Annotated in this window: 22 protein-coding genes; 11 read left to right on the top strand and 11 right to left on the bottom strand. The window is 40.7% G+C overall.

From position 1 onward, the window contains the following. Positions 1-30: 30 nt before the first annotated feature. On the bottom strand, positions 31-1,218 hold the full coding sequence (locus DUT71_RS01535) for a class I SAM-dependent rRNA methyltransferase (RefSeq protein ID WP_113660758.1): 1,188 nt from the start codon (positions 1,216-1,218) through the stop codon (positions 31-33). An 82-nt stretch (positions 1,219-1,300) separates the two neighbouring features. On the opposite strand from DUT71_RS01535, the gene DUT71_RS01540 reads away from it, so the two are divergent. From DUT71_RS01540 to DUT71_RS01560, 5 genes are all read left to right on the top strand, one after another. Further along, on the top strand, positions 1,301-1,636 hold the full coding sequence (locus DUT71_RS01540; RefSeq protein ID WP_113660759.1) for a tRNA-binding protein: 336 nt from the start codon (positions 1,301-1,303) through the stop codon (positions 1,634-1,636). A 188-nt stretch (positions 1,637-1,824) separates the two neighbouring features. Next, positions 1,825-2,298 carry a nucleoside deaminase gene (locus DUT71_RS01545; protein WP_113660760.1) on the top strand — a complete coding sequence of 158 codons (474 nt, stop codon included), beginning with the start codon at positions 1,825-1,827 and terminating at the stop codon, positions 2,296-2,298. Positions 2,299-2,382: 84 nt separating this feature from the next. Beyond that, on the top strand, positions 2,383-2,997 hold the full coding sequence (locus tag DUT71_RS01550) for a superoxide dismutase (protein ID WP_113660761.1): 615 nt from the start codon (positions 2,383-2,385) through the stop codon (positions 2,995-2,997). Between the two features lie 295 nt (positions 2,998-3,292). Next, positions 3,293-3,745 (top strand): hypothetical protein, encoded by a 453-nt coding sequence (locus DUT71_RS01555; RefSeq protein WP_113660762.1) that lies wholly within the window; start codon positions 3,293-3,295, stop codon positions 3,743-3,745. After that, a complete protein-coding gene (locus DUT71_RS01560; RefSeq protein ID WP_113660763.1) occupies positions 3,742-4,125 on the top strand; it encodes a DUF2784 domain-containing protein in 384 nt (127 codons plus the stop codon). Before DUT71_RS01555 ends, DUT71_RS01560 begins: the two co-directional genes overlap by 4 nt. Here the strand turns inward: DUT71_RS01560 and DUT71_RS01565 are convergent. The 7 genes from DUT71_RS01565 to DUT71_RS01595 form a co-directional block, all read right to left on the bottom strand. Beyond that, positions 4,116-4,553 carry a hypothetical protein gene (locus DUT71_RS01565; protein WP_162795911.1) on the bottom strand — a complete coding sequence of 146 codons (438 nt, stop codon included), beginning with the start codon at positions 4,551-4,553 and terminating at the stop codon, positions 4,116-4,118. The genes DUT71_RS01560 and DUT71_RS01565 overlap by 10 nt on opposite strands. Before the next feature lie 156 nt (positions 4,554-4,709). Continuing rightward, the gene (locus DUT71_RS01570; RefSeq protein ID WP_113660765.1) at positions 4,710-6,122 is read right to left on the bottom strand and encodes a RagB/SusD family nutrient uptake outer membrane protein; all 1,413 of its coding nucleotides are present in this window, start codon (positions 6,120-6,122) and stop codon (positions 4,710-4,712) included. Between the two features lie 11 nt (positions 6,123-6,133). After that, positions 6,134-9,109 (bottom strand): SusC/RagA family TonB-linked outer membrane protein, encoded by a 2,976-nt coding sequence (locus DUT71_RS01575; protein ID WP_113660766.1) that lies wholly within the window; start codon positions 9,107-9,109, stop codon positions 6,134-6,136. A 294-nt stretch (positions 9,110-9,403) separates the two neighbouring features. Further along, positions 9,404-10,297, bottom strand: a complete 894-nt coding sequence (locus tag DUT71_RS01580) for a helix-turn-helix domain-containing protein (protein ID WP_113660767.1) — start codon at positions 10,295-10,297, stop codon at positions 9,404-9,406. A gap of 6 nt (positions 10,298-10,303) precedes the next feature. After that, a complete protein-coding gene (locus DUT71_RS01585) occupies positions 10,304-10,666 on the bottom strand; it encodes a VOC family protein (protein ID WP_113660768.1) in 363 nt (120 codons plus the stop codon). A gap of 82 nt (positions 10,667-10,748) precedes the next feature. Continuing rightward, the gene (locus tag DUT71_RS01590; RefSeq protein WP_113660769.1) at positions 10,749-11,381 is read right to left on the bottom strand and encodes a LuxR C-terminal-related transcriptional regulator; all 633 of its coding nucleotides are present in this window, start codon (positions 11,379-11,381) and stop codon (positions 10,749-10,751) included. Between the two features lie 377 nt (positions 11,382-11,758). Beyond that, positions 11,759-12,691: a hydrogen peroxide-inducible genes activator gene (locus DUT71_RS01595; RefSeq protein WP_113660770.1), complete on the bottom strand. Its 933-nt coding sequence runs from the start codon at positions 12,689-12,691 to the stop codon at positions 11,759-11,761. Between the two features lie 207 nt (positions 12,692-12,898). Here DUT71_RS01595 and DUT71_RS01600 point away from each other — a divergent pair, with 207 nt between their 5' ends. Then, on the top strand, positions 12,899-13,177 hold the full coding sequence (locus DUT71_RS01600) for a hypothetical protein (protein ID WP_113660771.1): 279 nt from the start codon (positions 12,899-12,901) through the stop codon (positions 13,175-13,177). Then, positions 13,168-13,749: a hypothetical protein gene (locus DUT71_RS01605; protein ID WP_113660772.1), complete on the top strand. Its 582-nt coding sequence runs from the start codon at positions 13,168-13,170 to the stop codon at positions 13,747-13,749. Before DUT71_RS01600 ends, DUT71_RS01605 begins: the two co-directional genes overlap by 10 nt. Before the next feature lie 20 nt (positions 13,750-13,769). Here the strand turns inward: DUT71_RS01605 and DUT71_RS01610 are convergent, their stop codons facing one another. Together DUT71_RS01610 and DUT71_RS01615 are read right to left on the bottom strand one after the other, a co-directional pair. Next, on the bottom strand, positions 13,770-14,576 hold the full coding sequence (locus DUT71_RS01610; RefSeq protein ID WP_113660773.1) for a DUF4249 domain-containing protein: 807 nt from the start codon (positions 14,574-14,576) through the stop codon (positions 13,770-13,772). Between the two features lie 11 nt (positions 14,577-14,587). Beyond that, entirely contained in the window at positions 14,588-16,906 is a 2,319-nt protein-coding gene (locus DUT71_RS01615) for a TonB-dependent receptor (protein ID WP_113660774.1), read from the bottom strand. A 229-nt stretch (positions 16,907-17,135) separates the two neighbouring features. Here DUT71_RS01615 and trmB point away from each other — a divergent pair, with 229 nt between their 5' ends. From trmB to DUT71_RS01635, 4 genes are all read left to right on the top strand, one after another. After that, positions 17,136-17,786 (top strand): tRNA (guanosine(46)-N7)-methyltransferase TrmB, encoded by a 651-nt coding sequence (trmB, locus tag DUT71_RS01620; protein WP_113660775.1) that lies wholly within the window; start codon positions 17,136-17,138, stop codon positions 17,784-17,786. 185 nt (positions 17,787-17,971) lie between these two features. Then, positions 17,972-18,298 (top strand): MGMT family protein, encoded by a 327-nt coding sequence (locus tag DUT71_RS01625; RefSeq protein WP_113660776.1) that lies wholly within the window; start codon positions 17,972-17,974, stop codon positions 18,296-18,298. Between the two features lie 80 nt (positions 18,299-18,378). Then, on the top strand, positions 18,379-18,720 hold the full coding sequence (locus tag DUT71_RS01630) for a carboxymuconolactone decarboxylase family protein (protein WP_113661077.1): 342 nt from the start codon (positions 18,379-18,381) through the stop codon (positions 18,718-18,720). Positions 18,721-18,846: 126 nt separating this feature from the next. Then, on the top strand, positions 18,847-19,128 hold the full coding sequence (locus DUT71_RS01635) for a SelT/SelW/SelH family protein (protein ID WP_113660777.1): 282 nt from the start codon (positions 18,847-18,849) through the stop codon (positions 19,126-19,128). Position 19,129: 1 nt separating this feature from the next. Here the strand turns inward: DUT71_RS01635 and DUT71_RS01640 are convergent, their stop codons facing one another. Beyond that, positions 19,130-19,810 (bottom strand): hypothetical protein, encoded by a 681-nt coding sequence (locus tag DUT71_RS01640; protein ID WP_113660778.1) that lies wholly within the window; start codon positions 19,808-19,810, stop codon positions 19,130-19,132. Positions 19,811-19,996: the final 186 nt, after the last annotated feature.

Consider the following 19,996-nt stretch of genomic DNA (forward strand, 5'->3'; position numbering starts at 1 on the left):
GCCACTGGGCGGCCTTATACCGGCAAGATACTAAACCACCCTCAGCAATAGGCCTTTCAGATATTCGCCTTCAGGAAAAGATAACCGTACGGGATGATCTTCGGGTTGGCAAAATTGTTTGATAACCTGCACTTCCCTGCCTGCATCCAATGCCGCCCAAGCAATAATCTGCTTAAAAGTTTCAATATCCACAGCGCCAGAACAAGAAAATGTAGCCAGCAAGCCGCCACTTTCCAAAAGCATTAAACCCCTACGGTTTAAATCCTTGTAGGCCCTTGCCGCCCGGTCCAGCGCCGACCGTGAAGGGGCATATTTTGGAGGATCCAACACTACCACATCAAACTTTTTGCCTTCGTCGTTAAATTGGCGTAACTGCTTGTTCACGTCACTTTGGATGGCAATATGCCTCGAAGAGTCAAACTGGTTCAACGCCATATTCTGTTTCAACGTTTCAATGGCCAAAGGCGAGCTATCCACACTGGTTACTTGTGCAGCTCCCTGCGCAAAAGCATTGAGACTAAAACCACCACTGTAACTGAAACAATCCAATACTGTTTTCCCCTTGCTGTAAGAAGCCAGAATGTTCCTATTGTCACGTTGATCACAATAAAACCCTGATTTCTGCCCTTCGGCGATATTGATATGGTATTTAATGCCGTTCTCTTTTACTTCAATAAATTCGGCAGGGTTTTCGCCCCAAAGCAGGCCATTTTCGGCCGCAATTCCTTCGTGTGTCCGGGCTGTGGCATCGCTCCTATCAAAAATCCCTTTGGGTTGTAAGCGTTCTACCAGCACTTTAATGATGGTCTCTTTGGCTTTCTCGATACCTGAACTTAGGATCTGCACCGAAAGAAAATCCGCATAACGATCTACAATCAATCCTGGTAAAAAATCAGCTTCGCTAAAGATCAAACGGGAAGCGGTAGTTTCTTCGCTAGCCAGTAAATGCGCCCGGCCCGCAATGGCGGTATCAATTTTTTGTGCATACCAAGCTTCGTCAATATCCACGTTCTCGTCCCATTCCAACAACCTAACGGCCACTCGAGATTGATCGTTATAGTAGCCATAGGCCAAGAAATCACCCTGGTTATCCAACACCTTTACCACCTCCCCGTTTTCAGGCTTTCCTTTTATCTTATCTAAAGCACCAGAAAACACCCAGGGATGTCGTTGGTATACGGCTTTTTCTTTTCCTTTTTTCAGCTTGATTTCTATCATTTTGCAAAGATATGGAAAAAGTTTTCAGTGATCAGAAAGCAGTTTTCAGTGATCTAACCATCCAAAACGCTATTTTTGGATTATGGAAGAAATTAATTGGACCGATTTTGAAAAAGTTGAATTGAGGGTGGGCACCATTATAGAGGCCTTTGAATATCCCGAAGCGCGTAAGCCTGCTTACAAAGTAAAGGTTGATTTTGGCGAGCTTGGCATTAAAATGAGCAGTGCACAAATTACCAAACATTACACCCTGCAAGATTTGGTTGGTCGTCAGATTATTGGGGTCATCAATTTTCCAAAAAAACAAATCGGCAAGTTTATGAGTGAATTTTTAGTGACCGGCTTTGCCGATGAAAATGGCGATATTGTATTAAGCAGTGTAGAGAGAAGAGTACCAAACGGCAGTAAGCTGATTTAGATTAGAAAAAGAAGTATTTAGTAGTTAGTATTTAGACGCCACGCCCACCAAACCTTTCAACTTTCCAACGCTAGAATAAGGATGAAAGAGCAAAGATAAAAGACAAGAATGGCAACCAATATCTTTATTCTTTGCTCCTTATTCTTTATTCAAACGAAAAACAATCCCAACTTTAAACAATTAACTCAATGTCCTTCTATAACTTCGAAGAAAGCACCAATCCGCAACAGGAAGACGAACATTTCATGCGCTTAGCCCTTAATGAAGCTAAAAAAGCCTATGATGCGCAGGAAATCCCCATAGGGGCCGTAGTGGTTTGCAAAGGCAAGATCATTGGCAGGGGATACAACCTTACCGAGCAATTGAATGATGTAACAGCGCATGCCGAAATGCAGGCTTTTACCGCTGCAGCACAAACCCTTGGCGGAAAATATCTTAAAGACTGCACCCTGTACGTTACCATTGAACCTTGCGTTATGTGCGCAGGTGCCAGTTACTGGACACAAATCAGCAGGATTGTTTATGGTGCCAAAGAAGAAAAACGGGGCTTTACCAGGATTAGCCAAAACCTTTTGCATCCCAAAACGTTGTTAAAAGGAGGTGTTTTGGCCGAGGAATGCGGCAGCCTGATGTCGGCCTTTTTTGTCAACAAACGCAAGTAATCTTGACAAACAATTGAATAAAACTTAACCTTTCTCTGCTATATTTGTAGAGATAACATTTAAATAACCTTAAAAATAAATATTATGGCTTTTGAATTACCTGCGTTAGCATACGCAACCGACGCTTTAGAACCACATATTGACAAAGCAACCATGGAAATTCACCATGGAAAGCACCATCAAGCTTATGTTACCAACTTAAACAAGGCTTTAGAAGGCAAACCAGAAGCAAATGCCAATTTGGATGACATCATCAAAAACATTTCTAAATATCCTGCGGCTGTACGCAACAATGGTGGTGGCCACTACAACCACTCTTTATTTTGGACTGTTTTAGGCCCAAATAAAGGCGGTGAGCCAACTGGTGATTTAGCGAAAGCGATTAACGATACTTTCGGTTCGTTTGCTGAACTAAAAACTAAACTGCAAGATGCTGGTGCAACCCGCTTTGGTTCGGGCTGGGCATGGCTATCTGTAGGTGCCGATGGCAAGTTGTTTGTGTCTTCTACGCCTAACCAAGACAATCCATTGATGGATATTGCCGAGCAAAAAGGTACCCCTATTTTCGGCATCGATGTTTGGGAGCATGCTTACTACCTAAAATACCAAAACAAACGCCCTGATTACCTGGCGGCAATTTGGAACGTGGTAAACTGGGATGCAGTAGCTGAACGCTATAAAAAAGCACTGGGGAAATAACCCATTTTTCTATTTTTAGAAAATCAATGAAAGCGGGACGGTCGTAATCGACGTCCCGCTTTTTGTTGGAATCTTTCTGTCATTTCAATCCTGTGCCTGTTTAGGAGATGTTCGTTTACAACAATGTGCGGAGAGATTCTTCGTGCCTCGGAATGGCAGCTTAAACAAAAAGCATTTCCACCTCAATCGGGTTTATTTACAAAGTTCCCTTATCTTATCTAAGCCAGGTATTTTAATCCGTGGGCGCTTTCCTAAAAATTTCTTAAATTGCAGCATTAAACTATAGTTAGGCACCATGAAAAAGTTTTTATCCGCTCTTCTTCTTTTTATCATAACGGCAGTAGCCGCTATTGCGCAGCAACCCCCTAAAATGCCAACCCCAGAAGAGTTAGCGAGAAAGAACGTAGAGGAACTGGAAACGCGCTTAAAGCTTAGCCCTACTCAAAAAAGCGTAATTTATAACTATGCCTATAACCTGGCTAAAGAGCAGATTGCCTTGGGCAAAAAACAACAGGCTTCTGGCTACAATGACGAGGAAATGTCGAAGTTGTACCGTTTGAACAACGAAACCAACAAAAACATTAAAGCGGTATTGAAACCTGAGCAGATTGTGGAGTTTGACAAGGTGATTGAAGATCGCTTGAACGGTGTAGATCCAACCAAGAAAAAAAAGAAAAAGAAAAAAGGGGAGGAAGAGGAGAAAGTAGTTGGCATTGAAGGCCTTAAATTGGGCAGCGGAACGCCGTGAGCTTACAAACACTCGACTATTTTTTAACCGTTTTACATCTTGTTATTATTGGCCTTAACCTATTTGCTTGGATTTGGCCAAAAACCAGAAAACTACATTTATACCTTGTAGGTATTACGCTGGCTTGCTGGCTTATTCTTGGCATGTGGTATGGCATTGGCTACTGCCCAATTACCGATTGGCAATGGCAGATAAAAACACAACTGGGCGAAACCAACTTACCCAATTCGTTTGTTAAATATCATTTGGATTGGCTAACTGGGAAAAACATTCCTGATACCGCCGTGGATATTATTACATTGGTTTCCTTCCTCATTGCCATTCTTTGTTCTTTAAAGGTTAATTTCTTTACGAAAAGGCAAGCCGTTAATCATTCCTGATCGAAAAAGTATTTGGAAATACTGGTTATTTTCCATTTTTTCTCCTCATCTTTTTCTATGGTGATTACATGCTTCTGTCTGTTGTTAAAAAATAGGTAATTGATATCTATCTGCGCTATCGCTTGCGACAAGGAAGCGGCAATTACCGTAGCCTTGGCTTCGCATCCCTGATGTACCATTCCCTGGTTTTTATACATATTGTCTAAAAATGCCCGTGCACTATGTTTCATCATCTTCTCACCTCTACCATAGGAATATACCAGATTTGGGCTTAAGATCTTTTTGATTTTTGTATAGTCGGTATTTAAGAAACAGTATTGGTAGGCTTCTATTACTTCTTGATATTCATTTTTAGGATTTTCTGTTGCACTACTTTTATTGGCTACCAATATTAAGAGCATAAAAATAGTTAGGATTTTGTTTTTCATGGTTAAGTTGTTTTTACTCAAGCTATAGCTACTTGAAATAGAAATTTATGCGAAATCCTTTTCCTGAATATTCTTGTTTTTGATGAGTTAAAAAGCCGCTATAAAATAGCGGCTTTTTAAAAAATTTTTTAGCACCTTATTCCTGTGAAGTAATCTCTAATAACTTGGGTTTTGTTGCCCTTGCAAACCCTTGTTATTATCTATCTCCCTTTGTGGGATTGGCAAAATCGTTTTGGGTGCTCCAAAAGCAGCTGCTGTATTTCCAGCCCTAAGGCTCTGTCTATTGCGTAACAAATCCATTCTACTATGCCCTTCAAAAGCCAGTTCTTTTCTTCTTTCAATTAAAAGGGCATCAATCAATGCTTGCTGCGTTGCCACTGCTTTTGGTCCCAATCCTGCTCTTAGTCTAATACGACTATTTAAAATAGTAATTGCTTCAACGTTAGGAGTTAAATTTTGGCGAGCCAATGACTCAGCTAAATTCAAATAGATTTCAGTAGTGCGTATCACAGGGGAATTATCTGAATTATTTGTTGCATCTGGGAATTTACTGGTAAAGAAACGGGAAAGGCCATCAGTTGCTATTCCAGTTATTTTCAAGTTAAATCTTTTATCTCCAGCCTCTGAATTGTAAGCATCAATTAAACTTTGTGAAAATGGAGCGTCTCCTCTCCCCCCAAGAGCCGCTGGGTTATAAAATGATGCCCAACCACCAGAACCTGTCTTACCATTATCTATGGCACTATTTTGGATCGTAAAGACATCTTCTTCTGTATTTCCACTATAAAATGTATAATCGGCAGCAGTATTATAAATACCTTGGGCTAAGGTACTTCTTGCGGCAGCTTCTGCTTTTGGCCATTCTTCACGATATAAATATAAACGCGATAAAAGACCATATGCCGCTCCTTTTGTAGCTCTACCACGCGTGTCAGCAGCGCTACTATAAGATACAGGTAAAACTGCCACAGCATCATTTAAGTCATTAATAATTTGAGTATGTATTTGATTTAAGGTCGATCTGGATGGATAGGTGATCGCCCCAGTAAATTCATCTAACACTAAAGGAACACATAAATTAGTTCCGTTATTAACCTGATAAGGTTGTGCAAATAGATTTGCTAACTGAAAATAGGCTAAAGCCCTTAAAAATTTTGCTTCCCCTATATATTGCGCCTTATCTTGAGCAGACAGCCCATCCACACTATTGATATTGGCAATAATTGAATTTGCCCTATTAATGACTTGATAATGCACTTGCCATAGTGTTGACACATTACTATTGGTAGCTACTGCAGAAAAATTATTCAAATCTTGTAATGTTGGAAAAGTTCCTACAAAATCGACATTGTTTCCCATATAATCAGCTATCACTTGCGGTAGACTACCATAAAAATCAAGCGTTTGGGCAGTGCTATACACACCAAGCAATGCTCCTAAAGCTGTTGATGGACTTTTGAAAACATCCTCATTTGATAATGATTGCTGGTTTTTTAAGTCTAGTTTTTTCTCACAACCAAAGAATGCTAAGGCAATTAGAGAAGCTATAATATAATATTTAAATTTCATATCTTTTGTTTTTAAAAGCCAATATTCACTCCAAAAGTGTAAGACTTTGCCTGTGGCAAAGCAAAGAAACTTTGACCCACTACTAGATTGCTCGCGCCATTGGCAGATATTTCTGGGTCTCCGCGGAAGTCCTTGTCCTTGATCGTCCAAATATTTTGAGCTAAGAAGTAAAATCGAACGCTAGAAAATAGCTTTGTTCTCTGCAACAAGCCTGCTGGAAGATTATAACCTAAGGTTAACGATTTAAGTCTTAGATATGATCCGTCAAGCAGTTGCTTTGTAGAAGCTTGATGATAAGTTGTTCTAGTTGGGCTATTTAAAGCAGGTGCAAAAGCATTGTCCCCTGCTTGCTTCCAATAGTTTAACAGCTCTGGACTTTTGTTAAAAGAACCAGAACTAAAATTATCTGTAAATGTTAGGCCATCAACATACACATCATTTCCGTAAGAATAATTGAAAAATGCAGATAAATCGAAGTTCTTATACTTAAAAGAGTTGGTTATCCCCCCCTGAAAATCAGGATCAGCTTTTCCGGCAATTACTCGGTCGGCAGCTGTTGGACTCGTTGTGGCTGTACCATCTTTCCTCAACCATTCGGCGTTCCCTGTTTGTGGGTTTATGCCTTTATATCTAATCAAATAAAAAGAATTTTTAGAGTACCCTACTATAGCTCTCTGTACACTGCTTCCCCCTGTCAAGAAATTACGGCCTTCTTCATCCGGGTTGGTTGGCAATGACATTACTTTGTTTTTGTTAAAAGCGATGTTAAAAGCCGTATTCCAGCTAAAGTTAGTATTCTTTATATTTTCAGAGTTGATCGAAATTTCGAATCCCCTATTTCGCAAAGTTCCTACATTTTTTGCGGCAGAATCAAATCCGGTAGTAAATGGATATGGAGCATTCACTAATAGTCCTGTTGTATTTTTATTATAGTAGTTTAATTGTAGATCTACTGCTTTAAAAATTCTTGCGGATATACCAATATCAAATTGGGCGGTTTCTTCCCAACTCAAATCTGGATTAGGGACAACACTTGGCGTTAAACCTGCTTGGCCCAAATAATTAGCTCCAGAAGCAAATGTGCCCATAAAACCGTAATAGCCGATGTTATCATTACCCGCCGTACCGTAACTTGCTGTTAACTTAAGTGATTGTACATAATTGTTACTTTTATTAAAGAACTTCTCATTTGAAATTATCCACCCTCCAGACAATGCATAAAAATTACCATACTTTTTATTCTCTCCAAATCTCGATGAGCCATCTCTTCTAAAAGATCCTTCAAACAGATATCGGTTGTCGTAATCATAATTTAAGCGTGCAAATTGAGATTCTAATGCCCAATCAAATATTTCTTCTGAAGCAGTAGTGGGAGTTGATGCAGATCCGATATTTGGAAGGTCATCACTAACAAAACCAGTCCCCTCTACCGTGATTTGAGTAAGTATGGAGGTTTCAAAACTATACCCCAACATTCCCTTCAAATTGTGCTTATTCAAGGTTTTACTATAACTTAAAGTGTTAGTAGTAAGCCACTTATTATCGACATTATGAGTTCTATATCCATATCCCCCTGGCGTGGTTATGTCCGCCTCTCGATATTTTTCATCTATCCCATAATTGTCTATACCCCAATCCGTTTTAAACTTAAGATTTTCTATTATTGTCCATTCTGCGAAAGCATTGCCCGTACTTCTATTGGAATAATTTTTATTTATCCCTGTAGCTTCAATTGCTAGGACATTTGCAATGAAGCCAGTGTTAACGTATTTTCCATCTGATCCGTAGGGAGTTACATACGGCAGTTGCAGGTAAGCAGCAGATAAGGGAGCAGCAGTACTATTTTCAGTATTTATCCGGTTCATATTAACACGTGATAGGTTGTAATTAAGCCCAACCGATATTTTATCAGACAGTTTGTGATTTAAGCTAAATCGACCAGACAATCGTTCCAAATCATTTCCAAGCGTATAACTACTCTCGTCCGAAAAGGTACCCCCAACATAAAATTGAGTTTTAGCATCTCCACCTGAAGCACTTAAATTGGCGGTGTTCATATTTCCTGTTCTAACCACAGCATCGATCCAATTATAACTACTAGTCGGATAATTCGGTACCGCCGCACCATTAGCCCGTAAATAATCAGACCTAAATTGACGGAATTGATCTGCAGTCATCATTTCTTCCAATACTGTAGGCTCAGAAAACCCAGTAAAAAAGTCAGCGTTTATTTTCGTTTTGCCCGAAGCCCCTTTTTTTGTGGTAATTAGAATAACTCCATTCGACCCTCTAGAACCATATATCGCTACAGCTGAGGCGTCCTTCAGAACCGTCATAGATTCAATATCATTCGCACTAATATTTAATAAAGGATTCAGCGCTGAAGATCCTCCCTGCGTTTGGGTATAATCGGCACCTGAAGAATTTAGAGGCACACCATCAATCACATAAAGCGGCCTACCACCTGCACTAAGCGATGAACCTCCACGAACTGTAATTTGAGCTTCAGCCCCAAGTACACCTGATGAATTCACCATATTTACACCCGCAATCTGCCCTTGAAGTGCCTGTTGTGGCGTTTGAATAGGCATATTCTTGAAGGAATCTGCCTTTACCACACCTGTTGATTGCGTACTTAACGTTTTATTCTGTGTTCCATAACCTACCACAACAACCTCACTTAAAGCTTTCGAATCTTCAGACAACGACACATTCATTACACTTCCCGAGCCTATTTCTATTGTTTGAGTCGCATAACCAATATAGCTGATCTCCAAGGAGCGTGCGTTAGGAGGAACTGATAAGGTAAAACTACCGTCGGCCAAAGTCGTTGTCCCAATTTTGGTTCCAGTTACTTTAACGCTCACCCCGGGCAGTGGCTGGCCATCTTCCTTAGTAGTGACTTTACCCGTTATTGTTCTATTTTGAGCAAAAGCTACAAAACAGCACAAAATGGCAATTACCATTAATAGTAATTTTTGTTTCATACAAATTTTAATTTAGTTAATTAATAAGTTAGCTTGGCCCCATGTAGGCGGGGCGCTCAACACAAATAAATGGAGTAGTGCTGCCAAAAAATGTGCGAAAATCACCTTTTTTGAAACAGACTAGAAATAGAAAAGCAAACCCAATCCTGGTGTTTGCTTTTCCTAAATTAATTATTAACTAAACGGCCAAACTTCTACAAAATTTGCTCGTTACAGTGCCAAAAGTACAGTAGTCTATGTTAAAAAAATATGCGAAAATCACCTTTTTTTAAGCACTGAACTACTGTAAAACAACTACTTATAACTGGCAAAAAAATAATGTTGAACCAAGGCTTTTCTATACTTTAAAGGTGTTGTTCCTACATTGGCCTTAAATAACCTTACAAAAGAACTGGCATTTTCAAAACCTACCAAACACAATATTTCACTTAAAGGGTACCTTGTTGTTTTCAGCAGCAATTTTGCCCTATTTAACCTAAGCTGAATCAAGTATTGGTGCGGGCTTACGCCATAGGCGCTCTTAAAAGTCCTCAATAAATGGTTTACGGAAAGACAACAATAATTGGCCACGTCTTCGAGTATTACCTCCTTATCGGAGTTGCTGTTCAAAAACTCTTTGGCCAACAGCAACCGCCTAAACACTTCCTTTTTGGTCTTCGCCTTCAGGAAATCCAAACTCTGGAACTTCTCCGTAATTTCCTGATGGGACACTTTGTAGTACCCCCATAAACAATGGTGTAAATATTCATTAAACAGGGCCTCATTATCTATTCCCTCGAGTAGTTGATGTTTCAAATGGTTTATATTGCATTTCAGGTCTACGGTAAGCGGGTATAAGGTTTCTATAAAATGTGGCGTACTTTTAAGCTCCACGCCGTCAAGCAGCTGCTCCTGATCTAAAAAGAATGTTTTGTTAAGGTCTGTTACGAAATTCGCATCCAGGTAGAGCGATAAGCTATCCACTGGAGTGGCCGAATCGATCACGCGATAATGATCGGTTTCCACGTTGAGCACCGTAAAGCTATCTGGGAATATGCTAATGGCCCGATTGTTCACCACGCATTTCTCCATCCCGAACAATACAAATTTAATAACGTAAGCCGCTTCCTTTTGTACCTTCGATACCATACCACAGGTACGTTCATACACAATCCGGTTTTGATTGCTCAATTCTTTGACTACACGCATGGCCGGTCAGTCTTGATAGTTACGCCGTTCGAGGATGAAATAACTGTTTCCATCGGCATCCACAAACTCGGCCAGCAAACCTGCCGACATATAATGCGGCTGCGCTTTGAACCAAACGCCATTGGATTTTAATCGACAATATTGTTCAAGGCAGTCGTGGGTGTTAAGCCATATTTCTGTAGTTTGCCCGGGATAAGTTTTTTCGGAAAGGAAAATACTGGTAGTAGCATCGTAAAGTGCTACGGCGCCACTAAAATGGCGCAACGAAGTATGTTTTACCTGGAGGTTTAGCTGCTCGCTGAAAAAGGTGATAGCGTTTACTAAACTGCTCACTTTGACATACAGATGCGTTGTAGTCAGTTTTCTCATAAGTAAGGATGATAGATATTACAAATTTACCAGCATCAACAGGGTTGGTGTATCCCCCGAAAGGGGTGATTTTTTTGCCACATTAAATAAAGCGCATCTCTTTTACCCTTTTTATGGCTTCCGACTTCGAATTGACATTCAGCTTGATATAGATGTTTTTAACATGACTGCGCACGGTATTTTGGTTGATAAAAAGATCCGAAGCAATTTGCGCCTTGGTCCTGCCTTCGGCCATCCGCTGCATGATCTGGGTTTCTCTGTTGGTAAGTGGCGAGTCCTTATTTTTTTGGAAGAAACTTATCACGATTCTGGCGGCAATTGCACTCATCACCGCTCCACCCTTTAGCACGTCCCTGATGGCATCAGCCAGCTTTTCTATGCCCAAGTTCTTAGAGAGGTAGCCTGCAACCCCCATTCTAAACGACTCAAAAATGACTTCGGCATGGTTGTGCATGGTTAAAACAATAATTTCAATGTGTGGATGCAATTTCTTGATTTCGGAAACGATTTTGGTGTTATCGATATCGGGCGAATTTAGCCCCAAAAGAATAAGGTGGGGATACCTCAGGCGCATGCCCCGCTTAGATGAACCCAGCGAGCTGTAGCTGCCTACCACTAAAAAGTCTTCTATTTCAGACAGCATGATCTCACAGCCCTTGCGCCATATTTCATCTTCGTCGATGATCAAGATTCTTGGCTTGTTTTTCGTAAACATTTGGTAGATATTTAGGATAGTAATGTTAGAATTTAAGTTGTCAAAGAGCTCCTGCGTTTAATCAGCCTGGGGAAATTATCGCCGTTAATGCAAAGTCTTATCTATTGTTTTTTCGGGGAAACGTATTCCATAAAAAAAGCCCCCCAGAGATTGGGAGGCAAATTAAAAATATTTATACGGTATAAAATAACCCCAAACGGGTGATTTTTTTGCCATTAACTTATCGGGTGTTCTTTTTTGTCTGCTGGCCTTTCAGGTTTTGCAAAACCTGAAAGGCTGCTTAAAGTTCAGGTAAAAAATACCGGACAGCATGTTAGGCCAAGGTTAGCAACAGGCCAAGCATCACCAGCAAAATATATTTGGATTTGATGTGGGTGCTAAATACCCACCACGTCTTTTTTCTTTCTGTTTTTCATCCCCTTGGGAATTAAGGCCAAAATCTCTTCTTTTAAGGCGGCCAGCATTTTCTTTTTCACAAAGCTTTTATGGGTAACCAGGCTAATTTCCCTTACGGGTTCCGGCGATCTAAAATAGCGCACCTTGTTCAGTTGCTTGCTGTTTAAATCATGTAAAGATAGTTCTGGGAGCAGGGTGGTTCCATCGTTAACGTCTACCATTCTTATCAGTGTTTCAACACTGCCGGTATTGTAGGTTAGGGCCTGTAGTTTGTTGTTTTTTGTAGAACGGCAGATGTTCAACACCTGGGAGCGCATGCAATGTCCTTCGTTTAACAGCCAAATATTTTCTTCTTCAAAATCAGCCGCATCAATGGCTTTTTTCTTAAACAACTTGCTGTTTTTGCTAACGTAGCCTACAAAAGTTTCGTAGTATAGGGGCTGTTCCAAAATATTGGCGTCTATTAAAGGGGTGGCCAAAATACCGCAGTCTATTACACCGGTTTTTAAATGATGGATAATATCTTCGGTAGTATATTCCCAGATCATCAATTTGAGTTCGGGGTATTTCTCCAGCATGGCCGCAATAACTTCTGGCAACAGGTATGGTGCAATGGTTGGGATAATTCCAATTTTGAGCTCGCCTGTAATATCCTGTTGCTGGTTGCTGATGATTTCCTTGATCTTACTATTTTCCTGAAGCACTATCCTGGCCTGCTCGATGATTTGCGAGCCTATTTCGGTGGGTGTTACAGGTTGTTTGCTGCGATCAAAGATTTTGACATTGAGAAACTCTTCCAGCTTTTGTATTTGCATACTTAGGGTGGGCTGAGTCACGAAACATTTTTCCGCTGCACTTACAAAGCTTCTATAAGTATCTACGGCTACGATATATTCGAGTTGAACGAGTGTCATATAGTCAAAATTGATATTGTATTTATTGAGTTATAAATTTATGGAATATTTAGCAAAAAACAGCCCAAAAGAACAGGCTTTCTGCCAAATTTTACAAAAAAACATTTTATTAGCGCACCAGAGCAAACACTGTAAAATACTCATTTTTAAGTATTTCATTAAAACATTGCTAACCATAGCTTTGAGATATCAATAAATCTTATAAACATGAAAGCAAGTAAAAAATTATTTCTATTGGCGGCTGGCTGCTTCTTTGCCTTTGGCTGCGAACTATTGGAGGAAGAACCCGAAGAGGAAAAGAAAACAGACAACTCTACCTACACTTACACCTATACCTGTCCTACGGGCAAAAAAAACACCATTCAAATTCCCAATCGTTTGTCTGCCACCTGTAAGGCCAATTGGGAGTACTACGCCCGTACCTATGGCTGTAATGATGCCGATAATTTTCCGGAAGCAAATAGAAGAAAGGCACAATGTCCTTAAGATTTTTAACCCTGGCATTACTTTGCTTTATTGGAAGTAATGTTGCCGCACAAATTAAGCTCACTTCTGGGCAATATACCACAGAAGACGGTTATTATACCGTTACGATTAATTTTACGGACAAGGAGCTTACCTTAATTGAACCCAATCGTACCTCGGTGTACCACAAACTTGAAGGGAACGTGTTTCAGTTTATCCACCCAACGAATAAAATCGACTACCGGATAGCGGTGACCAGCCCCACAACGATACAGACCTTTAAGCCGGCAGCAGGTAGCAACCGCTATACGCTTAGGCTCAGCAGCAAGGATGCGACAGCATCTAACGAGCAGTTCAACACTTATTTTGCGCTTGCCGAAAAGTACAAGGCTAAAATGTTGAGCGATAAAAAGGATGCACAATTGTGGTCTTTTTGTGCTGCGGCAGCAATGGCACGCAGCAGTATGAACAACGAAGGATTTAAGGAATATGCCACTCAAGTTGCTTCATCTATCAAGTTAATAGCCGTTAACAAAACCAAATGCCCTTGCGAAGATGCAATCCCCGTGGACATTTGGAATGGTGCGAAATAGCCTGCTCCTAAAAAGCTGGCCTATTTAACGGTGTATTCTTTGCTTTGTATAGTGTGTGCACTAAAATAACCTACAGCTCCGCCTTTAATGTTGGTTACCGGGTTAACTGGTGCCGCACTATCGCCTGTTCCCTGAGCACCATTATCTACACTGAACCAGTATTTGTACACAGGCTCGTCGATGGTTAAAAACTCCAGTTTGATTTTATCTCCTTTTTTAAGTTTGGTTTCGTCGGTAAACTCATAAGGGAAGATGGTTTGGTTTACCTGTTTGCCATCCGTAAATTCATCAGTTGAAGCCATGATAGATTTGGTATATACATTGTTCTTGTACTCGATAAAGCGATAGAAGTTTTTCACGCCGATAGGGTCGGTGTATTTGACGTGGGTAAATATCCTGGGGCCATCAAACAAGCTCAGCTCGTACTGGTAAACGTCTTCGAGGGGTACTACTGCCGGCATTACGCAAGTAGAAGTAAACACTTCGGCGCCCACCGTGATTTTGAGCTTATAGGTTTGCGTAGGAATGCCCTTTAAAGTACTGTGGGTATAAATACCTTTATTGGTGCTCTCGGTAATTCGGGTAACGTTGCCCTGTTGGTCTTCGATTTCGACTACCGCACCAGAAACGCCCACAAAATCATTGGAACTTTTAAAGCTTTTGGTTTTGCTAAGGAGTATTTTTGCGCCATTGGCCTGATCGGTCAAATTGGCTTCAATTACATATTTTTCAGAGGCAGTGTCCAAATCAAGTTCAATCACATCTTCACATGAAGAAAGACAAAAAACTACCGCAATTAGGGAAAGGATGTATTTCAAGTTATTCATTTCAGGAGAGTTTAAAATTTGAAATTATAAGATATTGAAGGAAGGAATTGGAACAAAGTAGTGCGCACTACCTCTGTTTTCGAAGGATCGTTTTCTGCCTCGCGGAAATTGATCATATAGGCATTTTTTCTTCCGTAGGCGTTGTACAAACTGAATGACAGCTCTGAACTAAAGTTTTTCCTTTTTTTCAATTGAAGGTTGGCGCCCAAATCTAAACGGTGGTAAGAAGGCATGCGGTAGGTGTTCCTGTCGGTATAATAAAAGAATACCTGTCCGTCCATGTTATATTTTCCGGTCGGGAAAGTAATGGCATCGCCAGTGTAATAAATCCACGAGGCCGACAGGCTCCATTTTTTGTTCAACTGATACGAGCCCACCAAAGCCAGCTCATGGGTACGATCCTGGCGGGCGTTATACCAATTACCGCCGTTAATTCCATCAATCTGTCTTTCGGTTTTGGAAAGCGTGTAGCTTAACCAGCCCGTAAAATCACCTTTTTTCTTTTTAAACAGAACCTCTAAGCCATAAGCCCTGCCAATGCCGTACAACAATTGTGTTTCGATATTATCGGAGTTAAAGGTTTCAGCACCATCACGATAATCGATCTGGTTGTCCATGGTTTTATAGTAACTCTCTACGTTAAGTTCAAAGGCATTGTCAAATAAATTTCTGTAGTACCCCACTGCAAATTGATCCGAAACTTCTGGCTTTACCATTAAAGAGCTTGGCAACCATTTGTCGCTTGGCCTACTGGAGGTGGAATTAGAAATCATGTGCATGTTCTGTACGTTTCTAACGTACGATGCCTTTAGGGAACTTTGTGCATTGAGCAAATAGCTTAGGGACAAACGCGGCTCCAGGTTAAGATAGGTTTTTACAAATTCCCCTTTTTTATAATAGGTGGTATTGGTTACCTTGCCCTGAGGATCAACGGTCAGGAAATCACCCCCACCTAGTACGCTAAATCCGGTTAAACGCAGGCCAAAGCCAATGTTGAATTTCTCGGTAGCCTGCCAATCGCTCGACGCAAAAACGGCATTTTCCAACGAAAATCTTTCCTGATAATTCACGGGGTTGTAGCTTGATACCCCTTCAGAACTGATCTCTCCCGGGGTCACCTTGTGATAAATGGAATTAAAGCCAAACTTGATCAGGTTTTTATCAGAAGCTTGCCAAAAGAAGTTGTGTTTTAGGGACCAGTCGTTTAATTGGGAATAAATCTGTACGTTATCAATGCCTGTATTGATTTCGATCTTGTTTTGATAACGGGTAAAAGATGCCGTAGTGGTTGAATTTAGTTTAGAAGAGTATAGGTGTTTCCATTGTGCGCTGGCAATGGCGTTTCCCCAGCTTAACCCAAAGGTTTTGGCTATGCCAAGCTTATCACTGCCTAAATAGCCACTGAAAGTTAGCTTATCATTTTCTCCCAGTTGGAAATCGGCTCTACCATTTACATCGTAAAAGTACATGGTGTTCTGGTTAATGGTGCTATCTGGCGATAGTTTCAAAAGGGCGTCTACATAAGTTCTTCTGGCAGAGACCAAGAAAGAGGATTTTTCTTTTTTGATGGGGCCTTCAAGGGTTAGCTTCGAAGAAATTAAACCGATGCCTCCTGAAGCCGAAAATTTTTCTGCATCACCTTGTCGCATTTTAATATCAAGCACCGAAGATAAACGGCCGCCGTATTGCGACGGCATACCCGTTTTGTAAACCGTGATATCTTCTACCGCATCGGGGTTAAAAGTGGAGAAAAATCCAAGTAGGTGCGCTGCATTGTAAACAGGCACATCGTCCATCAGTACCAGGTTTTGGTCTGCAGAGCCGCCACGCACGTAAATCCCAGCACCGCCTTCGCCCGCCGATTTGATTCCTGGCAATAATTGGATAGCCTTCATCACATCTCGTTCACCAAAAATAAGTGGAATATTTTTGATGGCTTTCATGGTCAAACGCTCAGCGCCCATTTGCGGACTGGCCAAACTCCTATCGTCTCTTGCAGTAGAGATCACAATTTCGTCGAGCTTATTGGCGCTGTCTTCCATAGCAAAATCAATGCTATGGTTTTTATTTGCCTTTACAGATTTTCTAAGAGTATTCATGCCCACGGCACTAACTACAAAAGTATAATTTCCGGCCTTAAGCTCTACCTCGTAGTAACCTAGGCTATCAGCCATTACATTTCGTTTTTCTTCTACAATGTGAATGGTTGCGGCCTCGATGGCTCCGTCGGAGGATTTTACACGACCAGAAATTTTGAAAGTTTGCTGGGCGAAGGATAAAAAGCAGGTAAAGAGCAGCGGAACAAGGAGTTTAAAAGTTTTCGAGGTCATTTATGTGTGTGATTTGTGGTTAATTAATGGTTTTTAATGATATGACAGCAAGAACTGTACATACCCCTATGCAATCATTAATTTTTTTCGCAAGTTAAATTGTTTGTCGGCAAGTAAATCTTAACAAAACGTTAAATTTCTTATAAGACCCGTATTAACCTTAATAGTTACGCCACCTTGAGAACGAATTAGATAATTAAATCTTACTTTTGTGCATTAATTTTTAAAAGTGGGAAAAGATAAATTAAGGAAGTTTGCTGAAATCAACACCTTTCCAAACGTATATCAGTTAGAAGCAGGCAAAGTTTTAAAAGGTAAATGGGCCAAAGATCATTTCAAAAACAACCAGCCCGTAATATTGGAGCTGGCGTGTGGAAAAGGCGAATATGCCGTTAACCTTGCCAAGTTGTTTCCAGAAAAAAACTTCATCGGCGTTGACCTAAAGGGCAACAGGATTTGGCGTGGCGCAAAAACCGGCGTAGAGGAAGGCATTGGCAACTTAGCTTTTCTGCGCATACAAATTGAGGATTTACTGGACTATTTTGGCGAAAAGGAGATTGACGAAATTTGGATCACTTTCGCTGATCCGCAGCCACAAATCAGTAGAGAACGTAAACGCTTAACCTCGCCGTTCTTTTTGGCTAAATACAAGGTCCTACTTCGAGAAGGCGGAAAAATCAACCTTAAAACTGACAACGACGGATTGTACAACTACACCAAAGAAAAAGTGGCTGAACTGGAATTACTGACTCATAAAGACACTGATCATTTGTATCAATCTGACCTTGTAGATGAGGTGCTTTCCATCAAAACACATTACGAAAACATCTATCTTAAAAAGGACAAGAACATTAACTATATTCAGTTTTCTTTTCATTAACAACCTGGCTTACCATACGTCCCCTTTTGTATCAACGATAGGAGAGCCTGAAAGTAAATTAAGGATGATAAACGGGAGGAAGAATATGAGGGAAAATCCAACGAATGGCTTTTAAAATAGCACCTTGTTAGATTTCTTTCTGATAATCAAAATAACGGTACGCCGGGTTTAAACTTTTACAAAAAATGGAAGCCAATTTCTACGAGCAAGTTTACGAAGTAGTAAGGTTAATTCCCAAGGGAAGAGTTACCTCCTATGGTGCAATTGCTAAAGCCTTGGGAGCCGCCAAATCCTCAAGAATGGTAGGCCATGCCATGGCTTATGCCGGCTCGGCAAGCCCCAAGGTGCCGGCCCACCGGGTAGTAAACAGTAGCGGACTCCTTACCGGACGGTTTCATTTTTCACCACCAACCCTGATGCAGGAGTTACTGGAAAAGGAAGGTATAACCGTAGCAAACGATAAGGTAAAGCATTTTAAGAAAGTGTTTTGGGATCCTTTACTGGAGTTGTAGGTTGGCAAGCCTGAGGTACGGTGTTGGAAAACAATACCGCATATCTAATCATTCAAAACTCAATTATTCAACATTATAACATGGGAAAGTTAGTAGAAGAATTTAACAGCTATCGCACCAAAATGAACGATAGGGTCATGGAAACGGCCAATACCAATATCAAACGTTTCTTTGCCCTGGATACTACCGCTTATGCAGATGGCGCATTAAACGTAAAAACAAAAGAGATGTTAGGCCTGGTAGCTTCAATGGTTTTAAGATGCGATGATTGCATTAAATATCATTTGGAAAAATGCTACCATGAAGGAGTAACCAACGAAGAAATGAATGAAGTTTTCATGATTGCCAATTTGGTTGGTGGTTCCATTGTGATCCCGCACTACCGCAGAGCCGTAGAGTTTTGGGATGATTTGCACCAATAGTTTTTAATCTTTGCGTTCTTATCGAATAGCTTGGTTTCTTTGCGGTTAGAGATTTAATGCAAAGGTTATAGAAGTTTTCGCAAAGTGGCGCAAAGGTTTAAGTCCCATATCTATAAAATATTTCTGATGCAAAAGCCCATTGTCACCATCGAATATTGCCCAAAATGTGGCTGGATGTTACGTTCAGCTTATTTTGCACAAGAACTGCTTACTACTTTTTCTGAAGAACTTGGTGGTGTTACATTAAAGCCAAGCGAAACTAGTGGAACATTTATTATTTCTGTTAACCACGATTTAATTTTTGATCGCAAAACTAAAGGACGATTCCCGGAGATTAAGGAACTGAAGCAGCTTGTTAGGGATATTGCCTGCCCCGGAAAATCTTTGGGACATTCGGATAGGCCTTAGTTTACTTCACTGATTCGTTGTACGATTTCACCAAGGCAATAATCATTTTTTCATCAAAAACCTCGGTAGCTTTGATACTTTCCGTTAGCCCTTCATCACCTGTAAGCTTTTGCAGCAATAAGGCTTTGGTCGCGGCAGTTCTAGACCCATCTGCGGCTATTTCTTGTATGGGCCCTGTTCCAGGTTTTTCAATAAAATAGAAAACTTTAGCTTTTGGCGGGGCTCCGGCAGGTTGTTCAGGGGCCGATCTACGACCACCTAAGTTAATGCTTACGCCACCACCCAATCCACCGCCAATACCACCAGTTCCCATACCAATGCCTACCGAAGGACGGGCTTTTACCCTTGATTGTTTTACTGGCTCTTCAACGCCAGAGGTACTTCCATAGGCATATAAATTAACCTTACCACCTTCTATCAGCTTAAAAAATTTAATCGTTGCTTTTTTGCCAATGATGATTGGCTTACTTTCGTAGGTGTCGCCATTCCATAAAAAAGACTTGATATCCTTGGCCTTATACTCTTTAACGCCCTGGTCTTCCAGCTGTATAAAAACAGATTCGAAGTCGGTCCCCTTAATTTCTCCCTTCACAAAATTACCCTCGCTAATGAGCACGGCATCCTGTGCTGTAGCACCTAACCCCAGCAAACAGAAAACTACAATAAGCTTTAAAACTTTCATATTCAAATTAACGCAAAATAATGTAGTGTTGTTATCATGATAACATTTATTAACAATCACAGTATAGCTGGCGAGTTAACCGCGAAGAAAATAAGAGCATCGCAAAGAACGCAAAGACTGGCGTTATCAAGTATTCATTTTTAGCCTTTGCGTTAAATCTCTAACCGCAAAGAAAAATAAAAGTAT

The sequence above is a fragment of the Pedobacter nanyangensis genome (assembly GCF_003313505.1).
Classification (GTDB): Bacteria; Bacteroidota; Bacteroidia; order Sphingobacteriales; family Sphingobacteriaceae; genus Pedobacter; species Pedobacter nanyangensis.